Origin of the sequence: Enterococcus sp. HMSC076E04 (assembly GCF_001814285.1) — a bacterium.
Classification (GTDB): Bacteria; Bacillota; Bacilli; order Lactobacillales; family Enterococcaceae; genus Enterococcus_B; species Enterococcus_B lactis.
Genome location: NZ_KV815628.1, coordinates 109,918 through 129,628, shown reverse-complemented (window position 1 = coordinate 129,628; position 19,711 = coordinate 109,918). Strand labels below are relative to the sequence as shown.

Below are 19,711 nucleotides of genomic sequence, written 5' to 3'. Positions count from 1 at the left end.
GTTTGTCTTACTTTGTTCAGTTTTCAAAGGTCTAATCTTTTTGTTTCAACAACTCTTTAATCTTATCAGATTCAGAAGAGAATGTCAACAACTTTTTTTGTTTATTTTTTCTAAATGTCTTTATCGCTCATTAGCAGCGACTTGATTATCATATCATTTCGATTGTTATTTGTCAATAACTTTTTTAAAGTTTTTTTCGATAAAATCAAGCTTTATAAGCTTTCTCATCTAAGCGACTTCGTTATTATAACATGATATCAAAAATGCGTCAACACTATTTTTTATAATTTTTAGCGACACCTTAAAGGAATCATTTAGAACAAATAATAATATAGCAATCTCTTTATAAAATTGCAATAGAAAATTTCCTATTTTTCTTTATTATTTTTAAAGACGAATATTAAAGTATTTTTATTGTTTTTTGTTCACCTAAAAGCTATTTACAATTTACCAACGAATGTTATTCTATTTTATTGTTCGCTAAATTTCTTTATAATAACCATCCCAAATTTCTTATCTGCTTGTATTTGGCTTCTTCTTTCTTAATGGATAATATAAAAAAACAAGCAAAGCACATGCTTTACTTGTCTTCTGTTTTTGCGATAGGAATAAAAATTCTAAAGATAGTCCCTTGCCCAACTACGCTTTCTGCTAAGATACGACCTTTGTAGTTTTCAACCAATTGTTTTGCGATAGACAATCCCAGACCATTTCCGCCCTTCGTTCTAGCCCTCGCTTTATCCACACGATAAAAACGATTGAAGATCTTATTAAGGTCTTCTTTGGGTATTCCTTCACCAAAGTCCTGTATAGCAATCTCAAATTCATTCAGAGTAGAAGAAATAGAGATATGGACTTCTTTTCGTGTAGTTGAATATTTTACTGCGTTATCCAATATGATAATGATTAATTGCTCAAAGTGATTACGATAAATTTGCAGGGTCACTTCTTTTGTCAAATCATCATCTAAAGTAATCACATAGTCCGGGTATAATATCTTGAAATTATTATAAACTTGATAGGTGACTTCTTTTCCTTTAGTTGTTTCATTTGCATAATGGACATCTACTTGTTCTGCTCTAGATAAGTCTAGCATCTCTTGAACTAAGCTTTTCATGCGGCTGATTTCTTGCATGCTGGCGCTTAATGATTCTTCCAATATTTCAGGATCATCTTTCCCCCAACGATTTAGCAGACTAAGATGCCCTTCAATGATTGCTACAGGAGTTCTTAACTCATGAGAGACGTCTTCCACGAACTGCTCTTGTTGTTCGATATACAAACGCATGCGGTCAAGCATCTCATTGAATATTTCAGCTAAATCTGCCAATTCATCATTCGTGTCGATTTCAGGCATGTGGATATCTGATTGCGGATCTTTACGTATAGTATCCATTGTATCTCTGAGTACCTTGAGTGGTTTCAAGAAGTAAGAAGATAAAAAGAAACCTAAAATACTACTTAAAATCAAAGAAACGACTTCTAAAACAATAAGAGTCAATAATAGCTTATTTCGGATATCATAGAAAGAAGATAATTCATAGAAGCTTTGCGCATAACCAATCTTTTCTCTTGTTCCTTTAGAATATATAGGCTGTATAGATAAAAAGCCAGTTTTCCCTTCTAGTGTAACAATCGTTGGCACTTTACGTGTTGTTTGGATCAAGTTTCGACTGTTTTCGTGAGTTTTGAAAATCAAGTTCTCATCTAAATCATACACATAAAGCTCCATCGAAGGCTGCCCTAGCTCAGCTATAAAGGAATCAATCTTCATTAAGTTTCCTTCGACCAGTGAAGTATGATCTATGACCTCATCTCCGTCATTTGTCGCTTTTGTCAGATTACGATACGTATTCACTAATGTCAGTTCTTCATCCGAGTTAGCCAAACGAGAGGCTACTTCTGAAATCGTACGTTCTACATTGTTTCTTTCTTTTGCAACAATCAGATTGATAGATGATTTATAGGTAATGACCGCAAAAATTGTAAACACGACGAATATGAAGAAAGAACTCGCAAAGGCCCACTTGATTGTCAAGGAGGGCCCTTTCAGTTCTCTTTTTTCCGATTTTTTCGGCTTTATCACGAGCGCATCACATAACCTGTTCCGCGGACAGTTTGGATATAGCTTTCCTCCCCTGGAACGTCAATTTTATTGCGAAGATAACGAATATATACATCCACTACGTTTGTTTCAACTTCCGTTTCGTATCCCCACACTTTATTTAGTAAAACATCACGTGCTAATACCACGTTCACGTTTTCCATTAAAGTAAGTAGCAATTCGTATTCTCTTTTTGTTAGTTCAATTACTTCGTTTCCGCGACGTACGACACGGTTTTCTTTTTCGATAGTCAAATCACGATAAGTAATAGTGGTTTGTTTTGCCACATTTTTGTCACCTTCAATATCGATTCGACGCAACAATGCTCGAAGACGCGCTAATAGTTCTTCGATAGCAAATGGTTTGACGATGTAGTCATCTGCTCCATGGTCAAGTCCCGATACACGATCGATTACAGAATCTCTTGCAGTCATCATAATGATTGGTGTATTTTTGACTTGGCGTACGCGTCTGCAGACTTCTAAACCGTTCAATTCTGGAAGCATCAGGTCCAACAATATGGCATCCCACTCATTATTTAATGCCGCATCTAAACCAGTACGACCGTTGTAATGGACTTCTGCGTTATACCCTTCATGCTTCAACTCTAGCTCGACAAATCGAGCTAAGTTCTTTTCATCTTCAATGATTAGAATATTACTCATTTATTATTTTATCCTTTCTATCTACTGGCTTTTTAAAAACTCTATCATTATACCGATAATCTGCTTAAAAATCTATAGTCATTTTATCATGAATAGCAGTTTTAAAAAAGAGCTGAAGTCTACTCATAACAATCGACTTCAGCTCTTTCGTCCTCTTTTTATTTTCTCATTTCCTAACAGCCGAAAGACTATTATTCTTCATGGTACCATGAGTAATGGAAGATTCCTTCTTTGTCGACACGTTCATATGTGTGTGCGCCAAAGTAATCGCGTTGGGCTTGGATTATATTTGCAGGCAGACGTTCTGCTCTGTATGAATCGAAGTAAGCGATGGCTGATGAGAAAGTTGGTACAGGTACGCCAGCTTGGACAGCCAAGGCAACGACGTCTCGGACTGATTGCTGATATTTTTTCGTGATTTCAACGAAATAATCATCTAGCAATAAATTTTCGATCTCAGGATTTTTGTCATAAGCATCCGTGATTTTTTGCAAGAATCGAGCTCGGATGATACATCCAGCACGCCAGATTTTTGCGATTTCGCCAAATGGCAAATCCCAATCAAATTCTTTTGAAGCGACACGTAATTGAGCAAATCCTTGGGCATAACTCATGATTTTACTGAAATACAACGCTTCTCGGATTTTTTCGACCAATTCTTTTTTGTCTCCTGTGAACTCAAAATCGTTCGTACGAGACAAAATTTTACTTGCTTGTACGCGTTCTTCTTTATAAGCAGAAATGTAACGGGCAAATACAGATTCAGTAATCAATGGAAGTGGCACGCCTAAGTCAAGCGCACTTTGGCTTGTCCATTTACCTGTTCCTTTATTTCCAGCTGCATCAAGGATCACATCTACGACTGGTTTACCTGTACCTTCATCGTCTTTTCGAGTCAGGATGTCAGCTGTGATTTCGATCAGGTAGCTGTCTAATTCGCCTTGATTCCATTCTTTAAAGATATCAGCCATTTCTTCTACTGAAAGGTCTAAAATATTCTTCATCAAGTCATAAGATTCAGCAATCAGTTGCATATCTCCATACTCAATACCGTTGTGTACCATTTTCACATAGTGTCCGGCTCCGTTTGGGCCAATATAGGTAACACATGGTGCTCCATCTTCTGCTTTTGCAGAAATTTGCTCTAAGATTGGTGCAACTAGCTCATACGCTTCTTTTTGTCCACCAGGCATGATTGAAGGTCCTTTTAAAGCTCCTTCTTCACCGCCGGAAACGCCTGTACCGATAAAGTTAATACCAGAGTTGGCTAATTCTTCATTACGACGCATCGTATCTTTAAAGAATGTATTTCCTCCGTCAATCAGAATATCGCCTTTATCAAGGTGAGGAAGCAACTCTTGGATTGTTGCATCTGTTGCCGGTCCTGCTTTGACCATCAGAAGAATCCGACGCGGTTTTTCGATTGATTCTACAAATTCTTCGATTGTGTACGTTGCTTTGAAATTTTTATCTGGGTGTTCTTCTACTACAGCGGTTGTTTTAGCCCCTGTACGGTTAAATAAAGCCACTGAATAGCCGCGGCTTTCTATATTCAAGGCTAGATTTTTACCCATAACGGCCATACCGACAACGCCGATTTGTTGTTTTGACATATGAACTCCTCCTACATACGGGATTTCTCCCTAATCTCTTACATTATAGCTTAACACGGCTACATTGCAAACTAAAGAACAACATATTTTTTATTTACCGCTTATAAAAAAATAAACCTCAAGGCTCCATGGTTAGCCTTGAGGTTTTACATTTTCTAATTAAAATGTATTAAGCTTCTTTTGACATTACGTCCTTACCATCATAGTAACCACAATTTGCACATACGTGATGGCTTTTTTTCATTTCACCACAGTTTGGACATTCGTTTAATCCTTTGATTGTCAACTTGTAGTGTGTACGACGTTTTGCTTTTTTAGCTTTTGATGTTCTTCTAGCTGGTACTGCCATTTTGCTACACCTCCTTGTAAAGTCTTGCACCTATAATAGATACAATATATTCCAATCTTACTTGTTATCGTCGTTTTTTGATTCAGAATCAAAAAGTTCAGATAGTTTTGCAAGACGAGGATCAATTTTATTCTCGGCTTCTTCCATTTTTCTGCGTTGGTATTCTTCTTCGGAAACAACTTCCCAATCATTGCCTTTTGGAAGTTCTGTCGCTGCTTCCTCTTCTTTTGTCAATACCCGCATCGGAATCGCCAATAAGATGTTGTCTTCAATTGACTCTGCTAAATTCAATAACGGACCTTCAATCAGCAAAATCTCATCTGCAGACATTTGCTCATCTCTGCTTTGGAATTGTTCTTCTGTCATGAATACTTCGTCTACAGAAAAATCCATCGGCAGTTCAACAGGTTCTAGCGAACGTGTTGAAGGAACTGTCAAAGTCGTCTGCACAGTGTAATGAACGATATAGCCTTTCTTATCAACTGAGACCAAACCTTCGACTTCCACTGGCGCAACATCAAGTATTAAATTGTCTCGCTTCATGAGAGCGGCTTTCAAGTCGAGCGTCTCATGAAAAGTTAACGGTGTCTCCTGGTATTTTCTCAATTCCAATAAAGACCATTTCATTTTTCATCACTCCTAAGCAACAAAAGCAATTATACAGGGCAAAAACCATGTTGTCAATGAAATTTTCTTGACACCTTGCAGTTCATAAAAAAACAGAAATATCTTTAACAGAAAGCCTCTGTTTGCTATCATCTTCAGAATCATTTACAATAATCATTATTCTATCAAAGGAGCGGATGATCTTTATGAACACGAAAGATATTGAATACTATGTCCAAATCGTCAAACAAAAAAACTTTACGAAAGTGGCTAATTATTTCCGTGTGAGCCAACCTACTATTACATATGCATTACAACGTCTTGAAAAAGAGTTTGACGCCATACTTATTACAAGAGATCGTTCGCATCACGAATTAATCGTCACACCTTCTGGAAAGCAGCTGTTTCTCCATGCACAAGCTATTCTCCAAGAGATTTCTACTGCAAGGGCTGAAATCACTCAGTTACAAAAGAAAAAGCTGCGTTTTGGCATGCCGCCTATTATCGGCAATGAGTACTTTCCAAAACTGTCAGGTTACTTTATCAAGCATGAATTGATGAATCAGATTGAAATCACCGATGGAGGCTCTCGGGACTTATATGGAATGATTCGTCAAGGGAGGATCGATTTAGCCGTATTAGGCTCAACACAGCCAATCGTAGATCAATATTTAGAAACAGAATTACTTTTGGATAAACGTTTCATGATCGTCGTTCCGCCTACTCACCCTCTTGCCCAGCAGAAGGCAGTCTCTTTCAAAGATATATCAGATGAACAGTTTGTGTTATTGAACGAACATTATGTCCACCCAGCAGCATTCACTAAACTTTCTAAACAAACACATACTCAACCAAAAGTTGTTTATCAAAGCAATGATTTGACGATTTTAAAGAGTATGATCCGTGAAAATGTTGGTATCGGTTTTTTGGCAGAGATTGCTGTCCATCCTGAAGATCATTTAGTTTGCCTGCCACTTTCAGATGAAGTTCAGCCTCGCTTCTTGATTTCATTGGCAAAACGAACACAGCAGCTTGTCACACCGCTTCAAGAACAAGTAGTCCAAGTCATCCATGAATTCGTTACAGCACAAAAAACAGCTCTTCGTAAATGAAGAGCTGTTTTTATTTTGTATTAAGCTAAATTAGATAGCTGTTGTTTCGCCACGGTAAACGATGCCGCGACGTGAATCAACAGTAATCAATTCGCCATCAGTAATTGTTGTTGTTGCGCCTTTAGCACCAACGATTACAGGAATATCTTGTGCAATTCCTACAACTGCAGCGTGAGAAGTCAATCCGCCTTCTTCAACGATAACAGCAGCTGCTTTTTCGATTGCAGGCATGTATTCTTTGTCAGTTGATGGTACAACTAGAACCATTCCGTCTTTTGCTTTTTTTACAGCTTCTTCAGCAGATGAAGCAATAACTGCATTTGCAACGACAGATTTTTGTCCAACGCCTTGAGCTTCTAATAATTTAGAACCAATCATTTGAATTTTCATCACGTTAGTTGTTCCGCGTTCGCCAACTGGTACACCAGCAGTGATCAAGATTAAATCACCTTCTGATGCGAAACCTAATTCAACAGCTTTTTTAGCTGCTAGTTCAAACATTTCATCAGTTGTTGATGGTTTTTCAGCAACTGTTGGGTAAACACCCCAGTTTAACATCAAACCGCGTTTTGTGCGTTCGTCAAAAGTAACAGCCAAGATATCTGCATCTGGGCGATATTTTGAAATCATTTTTGCAGTGTAGCCTGATTCAGTTGCAGCAACGATTGTTTTGACGCCTAGATTTTTTGCAGCACGAGCTACAGATAAACCGATTGTTTCAGTTACATCTGTTTTATCGAATTCGTTCAATTGGAATGTACCTAATTCTGATAATGCATTTTCAGCTTCTTGGTCGATACGTGCCATTGTTGAAACAGCTTCAACTGGGTAGTCTCCGTTTGCAGATTCACCAGATAACATTGTTGCATCTGTTCCGTCAAATACAGCATTGGCAACGTCAGAAGCTTCCGCACGTGTTGGACGTGGGTTTTCTTGCATTGATTCTAACATTTGTGTAGCAGTGATAACTGGGATACCAGCAGCGTTACATTTTTTGATGATACGTTTTTGAACCATTGGTACTAGTTCAGCTGGGATTTCCACACCCATATCTCCACGGGCAATCATAACACCGTCAGAAACTTTGATGATTTCGTCAATGTTGTCGATACCTTCTTGAGATTCGATTTTAGGGAAGATTTGAACATGAGTCATGTCTTTTTCTTCTAAAATTTCGCGAATATCTAGAACGTCTTGTGCTTTACGTACAAAACTTGCAGCGATAAAGTCGATATCGTTGTCTAAACCAAAACGAATATCGTCCGCATCTTTTGGAGTAATACCTGGCAAACTGATAGAAACGCCTGGTGCATTTACCCCTTTACGTGATCCTAGCATACCTGCATTTTTAACTTCTACGACTAATTCACGGTTTGCTTCGTCTTTTTCAATGATTTCCATGTCGATCAAGCCATCATCGAATAAAACGTGTCCGCCTACGTGAACATCGTCAAATAATCCTGGGTAAGTAACCGCGATTTTTTCTTTTGAACCTACATGTTCAGGATCCATAGAGATGCGTGTTTGATCTCCTACTTCAAATTTGATGTATCCTGCACGACCAAAATCAGCTTCTGTTGTGCCTTGAACAGTTGTACGGATTTCAGCTCCTTTTGTATCTAAAAGAATACCGACATCTTTTCCTGTCTTTTTAACTGCTTCACGGACCATAGTCATACGTGATAATTGTTCTTCATGGTCACCATGAGAAAAGTTAAAGCGGAAGACATTTGCCCCAGATTCAATCAATTGAGAAATAATTTCTACTGAGTTACTTGCTGGTCCTAATGTACTAACGATTTTGGTTTTTTTCATTTAAAAAACTCTCCCATTCAATTTTGTTTATTTAAAGCTGTACACAGCTTAAATAGCTTGGTTTCTTTCACTCTTAAAATGAAAGTGAATTATTTAGATCATATAATGATAAGTCTGGTTTATGCTTGTTGTTTTCTAGTGTATCAATGATGTCAGCTGCAACGATTTCGTTGTCATGGATACCGACACATAATCCACCTTTTCCTTCTTGAAGCAATTCGACAGCGTAAGCACCGAATTTACTTGCTAAGACGCGGTCGCGTGCGCTTGGTGCTCCACCACGGACAACGTGTCCCAAGATAGATACACGTGTATGATAGTCGCCAAATTCTGAAAGTTTTTCAGCGAATTCATTTCCGCCCATTACACCTTCAGCCAAGATGATCAAGCAATGTTTCTTCCCACGATCACGGCCTTCTTGGATTTTTTTAGCAACTGAAGCCATATCAAAATCATGTTCTGGGATGATGATTTCATCTGCTCCGCCAGCTACACCTGACCATAAAGCGATGTCACCTGCATTGCGTCCCATTACTTCGATAACGAATGTACGAACATGAGAAGTCGCTGTGTCACGAATACGGTCAATTGATTCTAGCACTGTATTGATTGCTGTATCAAAACCGATTGTGAAGTCAGTACCAGGAATATCATTATCGATTGTTCCAGGAATACCTACTGCTGGGAATCCACGTTTTGTCAAAGCCATTGCGCCATGATAAGAACCGTCTCCTCCGATAACCACTAGACCTTCGATCCCGAATTTTTTCAATTGTTCGATTCCTTTTAATTGACCTTCTTCAGTTGCAAATTCTGGATAACGTGCAGAATACAAGAATGTACCACCACGTTGGATCTTGTCACCTACATCTGCCACATCAAGACGACGAATATCTCCAGCAACTAAACCGGCAAACCCATAATTGATCCCGTATACTTCCAGTCCTTCGTAAATACCTTTACGAACAACGGCACGAACAGCTGCATTCATTCCAGGTGCGTCTCCGCCACTGGTCAAAATTCCGATGCGTTTCATAATAAACATTCACCTCATTAAAATACTTTATCCTAAGTATAACTTAGGTTTACAACCATTTTTGCGTTAACCACGACTAACATTCTAACATTATTTTTCTCGCTTGTCTTGATTTACGGATAAAAAAATGAAAAAAAATGAAAGCAAGTAGTATTTTTTACCGTAAGTTATTTGAAAACCACATTATCTTCGCCAAGTAGAGAAACAAGTTGCCCCTTTATACTCTTGCTGTCATCCACCCAATAAGCATCCGACAGAACAACTTTTCGTTGTGTTTTTTCGTGGTACATAATTACTGGAATATATCCTGGGTGTTTCTGAAAAATCCCTTGTAATTGTTTCATTATCTCAGGATCTTCCCGTTCTTCTGTAATACGCAAATAGCACGTTTGTGAAGGATACTGTGTTTCTAACTGACGAGGATCAGCAAAGCTTTCTCCAATCAATTGTAGTTCCTGGTTATATTTGCTGATTTCGCTACGCCCTTGAACAAAGATCACTTGATCAACTGCAAACAGGTTACGATATTTTCGATAAAGAGTTGGAAAAACCGTGACAGAAATTTCTCCGCTACTATCGGTTCCTTCCACGAAGGCCATCAGTTCGCCTTTTTTTGTCCGAATCTCTCTAACTTCCTTTATCATCAATAGTAAATTGACTGGTTGATTAGGAACGATATCTGTAATCAGCTGAACCTGTTTAGCTAAACGAAGCCGGTCAAACCCTTCTGCAGGATGACCTGACAAATAAACACCTAAGTATTCCTCTTCCAGCTTCAGTCGTTCTTCTAGTGTATAGTCAGCGACTTCTTCTTCTTTTAATGCCATGATTCCTAGCAAATCTAGACTGCCACCACTGTAAACGATATTTTGGATTTTTCCTTCTAGATCAAGCATCAATTGTTTCCTGTTAGGAGATAATTCATCAAAAACGCCTACTGCTGTCAGTGATTGCAGCAACTCTAATTTCAGCCACCGCTTATCGATCCGTATGAGGAATTGATCTACTGACTTGAACGGGCCATTTTGTTTTCTTTCATTCAATACATCTTCTACAAAATCACGTCGGATGCCTTTTATCGCTGTCAGCCCGAATCTGATTTCTTCCTTATTGACCAACTCAAAACTATAATTGCTTTGATTGATGGATGGTGAAGAAAGTTTGAGTTTATTTTTACGTGCTTCAGCAATATATTCTTTCAATTTCGTTGTGTTATGCCGAACAGAATTCATTAGACTAGTGAAGAAAGCCCCTGGATGATGAGCCTTTAGATATGCCATTTGGAATCCCACGAAGGAATAAGCAAATGCATGCGACCGATTGAATCCATAGTTTGCAAATTTTTCAATATATTCATATACAGTCACTGCTGTTTTTTCCGAATATCCTTGTTGTAATGCTCCTGATACAAAATGCGACTTTTCTTCATCTAATACGTCTTTTTTCTTTTTACTAACTGCCCGCCTCAAAATATCTGACTGTCCTAATGTAAATCCAGCCATAGTCGAGGCGATCTGCATGATTTGTTCCTGATAGACAATCACCCCGTATGTGTTTTTCAAAATCGGGATCAGTGAATCATCGGGGTAGCGAATAGCTTCTTTTCCTTTTTTTCTGGCAATGAAGGTATCGATATTTTGCATAGGACCTGGACGATACAACGCATTGACTGCGGCAATATCTTCGATGTTTTCTGGTCCTAATCTTCGTAAAACGTTTCGAATACCAGCAGATTCAAATTGAAATACTCCTGAGGTTTCGCCTCGTTGAAACAAGAGTAGCGTTTTTGCATCATTTAATGGAATCTCTTTTAATCGGATTTCCTGCCCTTCTACTCGCTTAACAGCCTTTAAAGTAAAATCAATAATCGATAAATTGCGTAGTCCTAGAAAGTCCATTTTCAAAAGACCGATGGCTTCTACCTCATTCATCGTATACTGGGTCAGAAAAGCTTCATCAGAACCGCGTTGGAGCGGTACTAATTCAAGTAGATTCCTATCGCTGATAACTACCCCTGCTGCGTGAGTCGAAACGTGTCTTGGCAATCCTTCTAAAATCACTGCGGTTTTGAATAAAAGCTGGTTTTTTTCGCTTGCCTGAAGTAATTCTACTAGTTGACGCGATGTTTTATAGGCTTGGGTCAATGTGATTTTCAGCTGGTTTGGTATTGCTTTTGACCAGCGGTTTGCTTCACTTTGTGACAGACCAAACACTCTAGCGGCATCTCTAAGAACCATTTTTGCAGCCATTGTACCAAATGTCGCGATTTGCGCCATGTGATATTGTCCATACTTTTCTCGAACATAGTTCAATACTTCCTCACGTCGGTTGTCAGGAATATCCAAATCAATATCCGGCATCGTAAAACGTTCAGGATTTAAAAATCGTTCGAATAGCAAGTCATACTCTAATGGATCCACATCTGTGATTTCTAACACATAGGCTACTAATGAACCAGCAGCAGAACCACGGCCTGCACCGGTAACGATTTTATTTCTATGAGCAAAAGCCATTACATCCCATACGATCAGGAAATAATCATCGAATCCCATTTGATGGATGACAGATAACTCATAGTCCAAACGTTCTCGGTACTCCTTTGTATAATCAACAATCCGATGTTCTACTTGCGAGTAGCATAGCTCTCTTAAATATTCTCCAGCTTGTTTTCCTTGAGGGACAGGATAGTGTGGGAGTAATTTCTGATGAAACTGAAATTCAAATGAAATCGATTCGGCTAAGCGCTGAGCACCTATTACAGCTTGTGAAAGGCCTGCTTCTTCGAATCGTTTGATCATTTCTTGTTCTGAAAGCAGGTAACCATTTGCTGATGGTAAAGGTGCAGATAAACTTTCTAAAGGCATCTGACTTCCCTCTTTGATATGCTTCATCACTTCAAGCGCAAAAAGGTCTTCTTGCTGTAAACTAGCGATTGGATGCAATGCACAAAGCGGATAATTTTCTTTTGTCACATACTGATACCATTCAGGCAATTGATCAGGCGTATTTTCTGACAATCCGATATAAAAATCTTTAGCGAAAACATTTTCAAGCAAAAACTGCCAATGACTGAAAAAATGTTCCTCTTTATTGAAAGCCTCAGAAACAGAATGATTTGCCGGAACGACAAACACTAGATGGTCGGTTTCTATCATATCATCAAGTGCCATTTTTTCTTGGATCATTTTTCGACTGGAAAGTTTCATCAGCTGCTGATAACCTGTCTCATCTTTTGCGTACGCAAGCAAACCATAATTTTTTTCTTCATAAGTATAACTAAGATGTAATCCAATGATTGGCTGTATTCCTTCTTCTACACAAATACGATAGAATTCAGGTGCACCGTATAAGACATCTTTATCCGTTATGGCTAATGAAGTGTAGCCTTGTTTTTTTGCTTCTTGTACATATTCTCGAATACGGATCGTACTTTGTAAAAGAGAATAAGAAGTAATTGTATAAAGTTGTGGGAAAAACATCTTGCATTCCGCCTTTTTTTTCGTTAAAATTCACTAGCGTTAAAAGGTCTGATCCTTTTACTTTCATTAAATAACAAGTGCTGAAGTTGATTATTCTACTTCATTTGCTTGCTTCTAGTCTGTAGGAATGAGTTCTTTCACAAGAACTCGAATTTTATTGAGATTTAGTCTCGTTTCTTTACATTCAAAGAAAATCTGGTAAAATTAAGATAGAAAAGAGGTGTTCTTTATGCGATATATCGTTACATTATTCTGGGCTGTCGTTCTAGGTCAAGTAGTCGGTTATATTGGTGCTGCATTAACAAGCGGAACATATGATTTTACTTTGACAACAATCATTTCATTAATTGCGGGTGTCATTATCCTTTTGATTGGTGCAGTTGCGCCAAGAAAAGAAACCTCTGCCCATTCGTAAAAAACCAGCCAAGAGCTTGAGATATCTCAAGCTCTTTTTTATTTCCAATTTTCACCACTATTATAATCTACTGCGAAGAACTTTACGAAAATTGAATAGAGAAAGAAGAATATTTGACAGGACGAATAAACTTGTCACAATAAAAACAGCACTGTAATTATAAGCATGCGCAACTGTCGACCCCAGCATTGGTCCTAGAACCTGTCCAAAGTTACTGAACATCTGATTATAGCTATAGATTCGGCTAACCCCTTCTTGTGGCGTGATCTTACTGATCAGTGTATTGACAGAAGGCATCAAAGCACCAGTTGAAAAGCCTAAAATAAAACGAAGTATACCTAATTGGAGTGGTGTCGTGACAAACGCCATGGGCAAATAACAGCAAAATGATAAGATGAGTCCGCCAATTAAAACTTTTTGATTCCCAATCTTATCCCCTAGTTTTCCTAGTTTTGGTGAAGAAAAGACTGCAGAAACACCAGCTATCGAAACAATCAAGCCGCTGACAAACAGGATATTTTCTGTACTTCCGCTTAATTCACGAATATATAAGGTCAAAATAGGGCTGATCGTAGTGATCCCTATCTGTAAAATCAAGGTCGTGATGAAGAGACCAATCAAAATAGAGAGATGATCCATTTTTGAAAAAATTTCTTTGGTGCTTATCAGATCTTTTTTCTCGATTGGATGGAAATCTTCTTTGACTAAGAAGATGGTCAGCACCGTTGTGATCATCAACAAAGCCCCTGTGATCAAGAATACATTTTCCATACCAAACCACTGAGCCAATGCACCGCCCATTGAAGGTCCGATCAGATTCCCAGCAATCGCTCCGGTGGATAATGTTCCTAACGCCCATCCGCTCTTTTCTCTAGGCGCTTGTGAAGCGATCATTGCTGTTGCATTTGGAATATACCCAGACAAAATCCCGTTCCAAAAACGCATGATCAAAAGCCAATACGCGTTCGGCACAAAAGCTAAAGAACCCATCGTCAACGTCATCCCAGCTGCTGCACGGATCATCATGAGTTTTCGACCTTTTCGATCAGCTAGATTTCCCCAGATTGGTGCAACCACGGCAGATGCAAAAGCAGTAACAGAGATTGCTAGTCCCGAAAACAATTCGATTTGATCTTTTGGTGTTCCTAGTTGCTCAACATAAACTGGTATGAATGGCATAACTAAACTAATACTTGCACCAGTGAAAAAACAGCCAATCCACGCAATCACTAAATTTTTTCTCCAATTAATCTCCATCTATCATCCCTCTTTCGTCTCTTTTATCATACCTATTTTCGAATAAACAAGCAACGATCTCGCTAGTAAAAAGAGAAAAATCCCGCAAAGATCATTTTATATGTAACGTTCTTTTTATGTAAAACAAAAAGAGACCAGAACAAATGCTGTTCCAATCCCTTCTCTTTATTTAAATCGTTGCTAGAATGATGAAGTTGATGATGAATAAAATATCAACAATCCACAAAGCAACAGAAACTTCATTGAATTTTCCTTTGATTACTTTGACAATTGTATAGAAAATAAATCCTGCTGCAATCCCATAAGAAATGCTATAGCACAATCCCATAAAGATCGATGCAAAGAAGGCTGGTAAAGCTTCTTCCATATCTAGCCATTTGATGTCTGCAAAAGAAGCCATCATCATTACCCCGACCAAAATCAGTGCTGGCGCAGTTGCTTGATTTGGTACGATAGCGATCAGCGGGGAGAACAAACTACTTAATGCGAATAGCACTGCCACTACTACTGAAGTCAAACCAGTACGTCCACCGGCCCCGATCCCAGCTGCAGATTCGACATAAGTTGTTGTATTCGATGTACCAAAGATAGCACCTACGGAAGTAGCGATTGCATCGGCAAATAGCGCTTTATCCATTTTTGTTTTGAACCCGCGACCATCTTCCAATGCGATCTCGTCCTCTTTTGAGAAAATACCTGTGCGGCGTCCTGTACCGATAAATGTTCCGATCGTATCGAATGTATCAGATAAACTGAATGCGATGATTGTCATCAATACTTGAGGGATCTTGGAAGAATCACTGAATAAAGATTGCATTCCTTCAGAACCAAATGCTGCACCGAACGTTGTTCCTAATTCTTTAAATGAATTGCCTAACGAATTCGTTTGCCAATCAATGGAACTTAAATCAACCACACCCATAAAAATCCCAAGGACTGTGGTCGCTACGATACCGATAAGAATAGCACCACGGACGTTTTTTACAACTAAAATGGCTGTCAGTACCAAACCAATCACGGCTAACAAGATAGGTGCGTTGTCAAAATTGGCTAACGCGGGAACGATTCCGCCATTTATCGTAACATTTGTTGCTTTTCCACCTTCAACGACAGAACTCGAAATAGCAGATTGGTCTGCTGAAAAAGATAAGAATCCTGCATTTTTGATCCCGACATACGCAACGAAAATACCGATTCCGCCACCAATCGCATGTTGAAGACTTTCAGGAATCGCCCGAATGATCATCTTTCGGATATTTGTAACAGTAATAAAAATATTGATTAATCCGCAAATAAAAACCATTGCCAGGGCTTGTTGCCAAGAATAGCCAAGCCCGAAAACGACCGTAAAAGTGAAAAATGCGTTCAATCCCATACCAGGTGCCTGAGCATATGGGACATTCGCGAACAATCCCATGACTAGCGTACCAATGATTGATGCAATGATTGTGGCTAGAAATACTGCTTGGAACGGCATACCTGATGCTGATAAAATCGTCGGATTTACGAATAAGATATAACTCATGGCAAAGAATGTCGTTACTCCCGCCATTATTTCAGTTGATACATTTGTATTGTTTTTCTTTAAACCGAAAAACTTTTCCATAAAAAGTTCCACTCCCTGAATTTTTTTCTGATGGAAAACTATAATAATAATAAATATGCAAAATATGGCAAATCCATCGAACAATTTCAAATTATATAGACGTTTCATTCGTTTTTCAACGTTTTTTTAACAAAAAAACCAAAAACAATACTTAATGTTCGTGTTTAGCTCGTATTCATTTATTTACATAGCCATAACTGTATTTTTTGTTAGGAATAACTGATTGCTCTTGTTAATTACCTAAAATATGCTAGACTAAAACAAATGCTAGTTGAGGAAGGAAGGACCTTTATTGAATAAAAAATTAATTGCCATCGATCTGGACGGAACCACCCTCAATCAAGATTCGATGATTACCTCTAAAACAAAAGAGACCCTGAAAAAAGCAATCAATGCTGGTCATCATGTCAGTATCGCTACTGGACGCCCATTTCGAATGAGCCATCAATTTTACCAACAATTAGAGTTAACAACACCGATGGTTAATTTTAACGGCGCACTGGTGCATATCCCTAATCAACATTGGGATGGCGAAAGAGAAACGTTGATTAATCGTGAAATTGCTTTTGAAATCTTATCGCAAAAAAAACAATTGAATCTAGACTTTATCGCTGCTGAAAATCGGGATACTTTTTTTATCGACAGCTTTGACTTCTTTGATGAAAAAATTTTTGCTTCTTCACGTCCTGGAGAGAAAAACTTGCTTTCTCCTAAAAATCTGACGACAAATCCTACATCTTTGCTTGTCCGAACAGACAAGCGTTTTGCAGAAGCTGTATCTGCTGAATTAACACGTCAATTTGGCAGTTATGTGGATGTTCGTACATGGGGCGGTCCCACGGCGATCTTAGAGATTGTTTCAAAAGGAATCCAAAAAGCAAAAGGTGTGCAAGAGATTGCTAACTACCTATCGATTGATCAACAAGACGTGATTGCTTTTGGTGATGAGCATAACGATTTGGAACTGCTGGATTATGCAGGATGGGGAGTGGCTATGGCTAATGGTACTGATCAGCTCAAAGGCATCGCAAATGATGTCACTCCTTTGAGCAATCAAGAAGACGGTTTAGCTGTTTATCTGGAAAAATTACTTAAACTACAATAGAGAATTAGATTCCACTAAAAAAGGTTGTGACAATTTTTGTCACAACCTTTTTTGCCGAGTAAACGGTGCTCAATCAGCTGTCCTTCGGTATTAGCTCAAAAACGGCAAAATATGAGAAGCTATTTTGCCGTTTTGTTTCTCTAATACTCAGGTCAGGGCGCTAATTTCACAACCTCTTCTTTAAACGGTGTTCAAAAGCCAGTTTCTCGGTATGAAGTCAATTTTAAGCAAAAATGTGAGAAGCTATTTTCACAAAATTTTTCTTCATACTCGAAACTAAGCTGCTTTTTCACGACCTCTTTTTTATTTTGCCATGAACATATCATAATACGCGTCCATTATTTCTTTAGCAATCGTCAAGTTCATGTGGTCTTGTTCATCTAATAAGTTCGGCAAGACAACACTGATTGCGATTTCCGGATTGTCTGTTGGTCCGTATGCCACAATATTACTATTGACTGTCGTAATATCTGGGTGACCTTCCGCAACCGTTTCTGCAGTCCCTGTTTTTGCAGAAAGGTCCATTTTCGCACTGGCTAATGGTTTAGCTGTTGTGTAAGGGTCGGTACCATGAACAACCTGATGGAATCCTTCACGGAGGATTGCCATATTTTCTGCAGATATATTGACCGTATTTTCTACTGTCGTGCCAATTTCTTTTTTCACTTCACCCAAATTCCCATTTTCGTCATTGCCATAGATTGCTTTGACTAGGTGAGGCTGTACTCGTTTCCCGCCATTAGCGACTGTTGAAGCATATTGAGCTAATTGGATCGGTGTATATGTGTCAAACTGTCCAAATGCCAAATCGGTAAAGTTACCTGGAGTATACCATTCTTTGCCATTATCCGCATTGAACTTCTTCATATACTCAACAGAGCGTGAAATCCCAGGAGATTCATTCGGCAAATCGATCCCAGTCGTTGTACCAAGACCAAACTCTTTGAAAGAGTCTCTCAATTGTTGATAAGCTTTAGCTTCTTCGTCTAAACTAGGTAGTCCCATTCCAGGAGTATAGTCTAGCCCTAGCATCTTTAATGCCACTTTGATCATATACGTATTAGAAGACAATTCCAATGCTTTGACTGCATCAAGAGCAACTTGTCCGTTTCGGTTAAAGACAGAGCTTTTTTCTGAAGCACCTTGTAGACGAATCGGTTCATCAATCAACACTTGATTTCCGCTGATCGCGTTACTTGCCCAACCTGCTGTCAAAGTACCGGCCTTGACTACAGACCCTGGAGCAAAAGCGCTAGTGATTGTGCCCAAAGCATTCTCGGTGATTTCCTTGGAACCTTGCTCATGACTGAAACCAGTCATGGCTAACACTTCTCCTGTCTGAGGATTCATGGCTACTGCATAAGCACCAGGCGAGTACTGTGCTTTACCGTTATTGATCAATGTTTGATAATTTCTTTTTAAGATTTCTTCTACTTTCGATTGGAATTCTGCATTCATCGATAACATTAAATTAGAACCTTTTTCCCCAGAGAAGATTTCTTTTTGATTCGAAACATTGCCTTCATTATCAAGAGAAACTTCATATTGGGTTTTGGTTCCTTGTAGGACATCTTCATATTGTTTTTCCAAATAACTTTGTCCCACACGATCATTTCGAGAATACCCTTTTGCTAAATACTTCTCTGCTTCATCTGCCGGAAGACCTTGTTTTTCAGTCGTCACACTACCTAAAATACTTTTCAGTGAATCTGCTGCGTTATATTCGCGTGTCCAGTCTGTGCCTGTCGAAACTCCTGGAAGCTCAGAAGCACGTTCCGCCACAACAGCTAATTCTTGGTCAGTAACACCAGAGTTCTTGATATAGACTGTGTTTAATTCGTATGCACTGTTCATCCGTTTAAAGATGGTAGCAATCTTTAATTGTTCCTCGTTCAAGTTGATCTCATCATCTGTTACTTTATTGACCATCGCGCTGTATTGTTCGCTGTTTCCTAATTGCTTTTCTTTTGCCGAAAGTCTTTTTGTGGCTTCCTTCAAATGTTCCGGATCAGCCAGCCAAAAATCTTTTTTATCTCTATCTGTCAGATTTTCATCTGCCGGCACATCAATCAGCGAGTTCAGCTTCGTTGCGATTTCAAGTAGGTCTTTAGCCGTCACTTGTGTGCCCCTCGTATAGGTGATTGCCTGATTCGCTTTATTTGTGACTAACGCTTTTCCTGTGGAATCGTAGATCATTCCACGAGGGGTACTTTCTTGGACTGTAATCGTAGAAGTAGATTTCACTCGCGCTTCCATCTCTTCACCATTCACGATCTGCAAATAGCCCAATCGAGCAATCAACGCAACAAATAACGTAAATATAATGAAAAAAAGAAAATTTAAGCGAAAAGGAACATGCGACCGACGAAACGTTTTGTTTTTAGGCTCTTGTGCCCCTTTTCTTATTTTTTCTATCCAAGAAGTATTTACTATTTTTTTCATAAAATCTTTCATCATTTCCTATCCTTCCGCCTATTTACATTCATGCTTCATTGTACCCAAAAACTTCTTAATAAAAAAGAAAAAATGAGCGGAGCAAGAAATTCTTT

14 protein-coding genes are annotated in these 19,711 nt (G+C 38.7%); 3 read left to right on the top strand and 11 right to left on the bottom strand.

Going from position 1 to position 19,711, the window contains the following annotated elements:
• Positions 1–580: 580 nt before the first annotated feature.
• The 5 genes from HMPREF2961_RS11865 to HMPREF2961_RS11845 all read right to left on the bottom strand — a co-directional run bounded on the left by HMPREF2961_RS11865 (position 581) and on the right by HMPREF2961_RS11845 (position 5,358).
• Positions 581–2,086 carry a HAMP domain-containing sensor histidine kinase gene (locus tag HMPREF2961_RS11865; RefSeq protein WP_002315270.1) on the bottom strand — a complete coding sequence of 502 codons (1,506 nt, stop codon included), beginning with the start codon at positions 2,084–2,086 and terminating at the stop codon, positions 581–583.
• Positions 2,083–2,769, bottom strand: a complete 687-nt coding sequence (locus tag HMPREF2961_RS11860; RefSeq protein ID WP_002290973.1) for a response regulator transcription factor — start codon at positions 2,767–2,769, stop codon at positions 2,083–2,085. The genes HMPREF2961_RS11865 and HMPREF2961_RS11860 overlap by 4 nt, the downstream gene beginning before the upstream one ends.
• A gap of 191 nt (positions 2,770–2,960) precedes the next feature.
• The gene (gene gndA / locus HMPREF2961_RS11855) at positions 2,961–4,382 is read right to left on the bottom strand and encodes an NADP-dependent phosphogluconate dehydrogenase (protein WP_002290971.1); all 1,422 of its coding nucleotides are present in this window, start codon (positions 4,380–4,382) and stop codon (positions 2,961–2,963) included.
• Positions 4,383–4,551: 169 nt separating this feature from the next.
• Positions 4,552–4,731 carry a 50S ribosomal protein L32 gene (gene rpmF, locus HMPREF2961_RS11850; RefSeq protein WP_002290970.1) on the bottom strand — a complete coding sequence of 60 codons (180 nt, stop codon included), beginning with the start codon at positions 4,729–4,731 and terminating at the stop codon, positions 4,552–4,554.
• A gap of 57 nt (positions 4,732–4,788) precedes the next feature.
• A complete protein-coding gene (locus HMPREF2961_RS11845) occupies positions 4,789–5,358 on the bottom strand; it encodes a YceD family protein (protein ID WP_002290967.1) in 570 nt (189 codons plus the stop codon).
• 185 nt (positions 5,359–5,543) lie between these two features.
• On the opposite strand from HMPREF2961_RS11845, the gene HMPREF2961_RS11840 reads away from it, so the two are divergent.
• Positions 5,544–6,449, top strand: a complete 906-nt coding sequence (locus tag HMPREF2961_RS11840; RefSeq protein ID WP_002315271.1) for a LysR substrate-binding domain-containing protein — start codon at positions 5,544–5,546, stop codon at positions 6,447–6,449.
• A gap of 30 nt (positions 6,450–6,479) precedes the next feature.
• Here the strand turns inward: HMPREF2961_RS11840 and pyk are convergent, their stop codons facing one another.
• The 3 genes from pyk to dnaE all read right to left on the bottom strand — a co-directional run bounded on the left by pyk (position 6,480) and on the right by dnaE (position 12,779).
• Positions 6,480–8,264: a pyruvate kinase gene (pyk, locus tag HMPREF2961_RS11835; protein ID WP_002290965.1), complete on the bottom strand. Its 1,785-nt coding sequence runs from the start codon at positions 8,262–8,264 to the stop codon at positions 6,480–6,482.
• A gap of 73 nt (positions 8,265–8,337) precedes the next feature.
• Positions 8,338–9,300, bottom strand: coding sequence for a 6-phosphofructokinase (pfkA, locus tag HMPREF2961_RS11830; RefSeq protein WP_002310395.1), 963 nt, complete (start codon positions 9,298–9,300; stop codon positions 8,338–8,340).
• Positions 9,301–9,467: 167 nt separating this feature from the next.
• Entirely contained in the window at positions 9,468–12,779 is a 3,312-nt protein-coding gene (dnaE, locus tag HMPREF2961_RS11825) for a DNA polymerase III subunit alpha (protein ID WP_070704831.1), read from the bottom strand.
• 229 nt (positions 12,780–13,008) lie between these two features.
• Here dnaE and HMPREF2961_RS11820 point away from each other — a divergent pair, with 229 nt between their 5' ends.
• Positions 13,009–13,194, top strand: coding sequence for a YjzD family protein (locus tag HMPREF2961_RS11820; RefSeq protein WP_002290959.1), 186 nt, complete (start codon positions 13,009–13,011; stop codon positions 13,192–13,194).
• A gap of 60 nt (positions 13,195–13,254) precedes the next feature.
• On the opposite strand, the gene HMPREF2961_RS11815 is transcribed toward HMPREF2961_RS11820, so the two are convergent.
• Both HMPREF2961_RS11815 and HMPREF2961_RS11810 read right to left on the bottom strand, forming a co-directional pair.
• Entirely contained in the window at positions 13,255–14,451 is a 1,197-nt protein-coding gene (locus tag HMPREF2961_RS11815) for a multidrug efflux MFS transporter (protein ID WP_002290958.1), read from the bottom strand.
• Between the two features lie 169 nt (positions 14,452–14,620).
• Entirely contained in the window at positions 14,621–16,057 is a 1,437-nt protein-coding gene (locus tag HMPREF2961_RS11810; RefSeq protein WP_002310391.1) for an NCS2 family permease, read from the bottom strand.
• A gap of 292 nt (positions 16,058–16,349) precedes the next feature.
• On the opposite strand from HMPREF2961_RS11810, the gene HMPREF2961_RS11805 reads away from it, so the two are divergent.
• The gene (locus tag HMPREF2961_RS11805; protein WP_002314169.1) at positions 16,350–17,162 is read left to right on the top strand and encodes a Cof-type HAD-IIB family hydrolase; all 813 of its coding nucleotides are present in this window, start codon (positions 16,350–16,352) and stop codon (positions 17,160–17,162) included.
• A gap of 303 nt (positions 17,163–17,465) precedes the next feature.
• Here HMPREF2961_RS11805 and HMPREF2961_RS11800 read toward each other — a convergent pair whose 3' ends face one another.
• Entirely contained in the window at positions 17,466–19,619 is a 2,154-nt protein-coding gene (locus HMPREF2961_RS11800; RefSeq protein ID WP_002341286.1) for a peptidoglycan D,D-transpeptidase FtsI family protein, read from the bottom strand.
• Positions 19,620–19,711 lie beyond the last annotated feature (92 nt).

Excerpts from the sequence above, each read along its gene's own strand:
- HMPREF2961_RS11860 (WP_002290973.1), bottom strand. The coding sequence starts at position 2,769 with ATGAGTAATATTCTAATCATTGAAGATGAAAAGAACTTAGCTCGATTT.
- gndA (WP_002290971.1), bottom strand. The coding sequence starts at position 4,382 with ATGTCAAAACAACAAATCGGCGTTGTCGGTATGGCCGTTATGGGTAAA.
- rpmF (WP_002290970.1), bottom strand. The coding sequence starts at position 4,731 with ATGGCAGTACCAGCTAGAAGAACATCAAAAGCTAAAAAAGCAAAACGT.
- HMPREF2961_RS11845 (WP_002290967.1), bottom strand. The coding sequence starts at position 5,358 with ATGAAATGGTCTTTATTGGAATTGAGAAAATACCAGGAGACACCGTTA.
- HMPREF2961_RS11840 (WP_002315271.1), top strand. The coding sequence starts at position 5,544 with ATGAACACGAAAGATATTGAATACTATGTCCAAATCGTCAAACAAAAA.
- pyk (WP_002290965.1), bottom strand. The coding sequence starts at position 8,264 with ATGAAAAAAACCAAAATCGTTAGTACATTAGGACCAGCAAGTAACTCA.
- pfkA (WP_002310395.1), bottom strand. The coding sequence starts at position 9,300 with ATGAAACGCATCGGAATTTTGACCAGTGGCGGAGACGCACCTGGAATG.
- dnaE (WP_070704831.1), bottom strand. The coding sequence starts at position 12,779 with ATGTTTTTCCCACAACTTTATACAATTACTTCTTATTCTCTTTTACAA.
- HMPREF2961_RS11820 (WP_002290959.1), top strand. The coding sequence starts at position 13,009 with ATGCGATATATCGTTACATTATTCTGGGCTGTCGTTCTAGGTCAAGTA.
- HMPREF2961_RS11815 (WP_002290958.1), bottom strand. The coding sequence starts at position 14,451 with ATGGAGATTAATTGGAGAAAAAATTTAGTGATTGCGTGGATTGGCTGT.
- HMPREF2961_RS11810 (WP_002310391.1), bottom strand. The coding sequence starts at position 16,057 with ATGGAAAAGTTTTTCGGTTTAAAGAAAAACAATACAAATGTATCAACT.
- HMPREF2961_RS11800 (WP_002341286.1), bottom strand. The coding sequence starts at position 19,619 with ATGATGAAAGATTTTATGAAAAAAATAGTAAATACTTCTTGGATAGAA.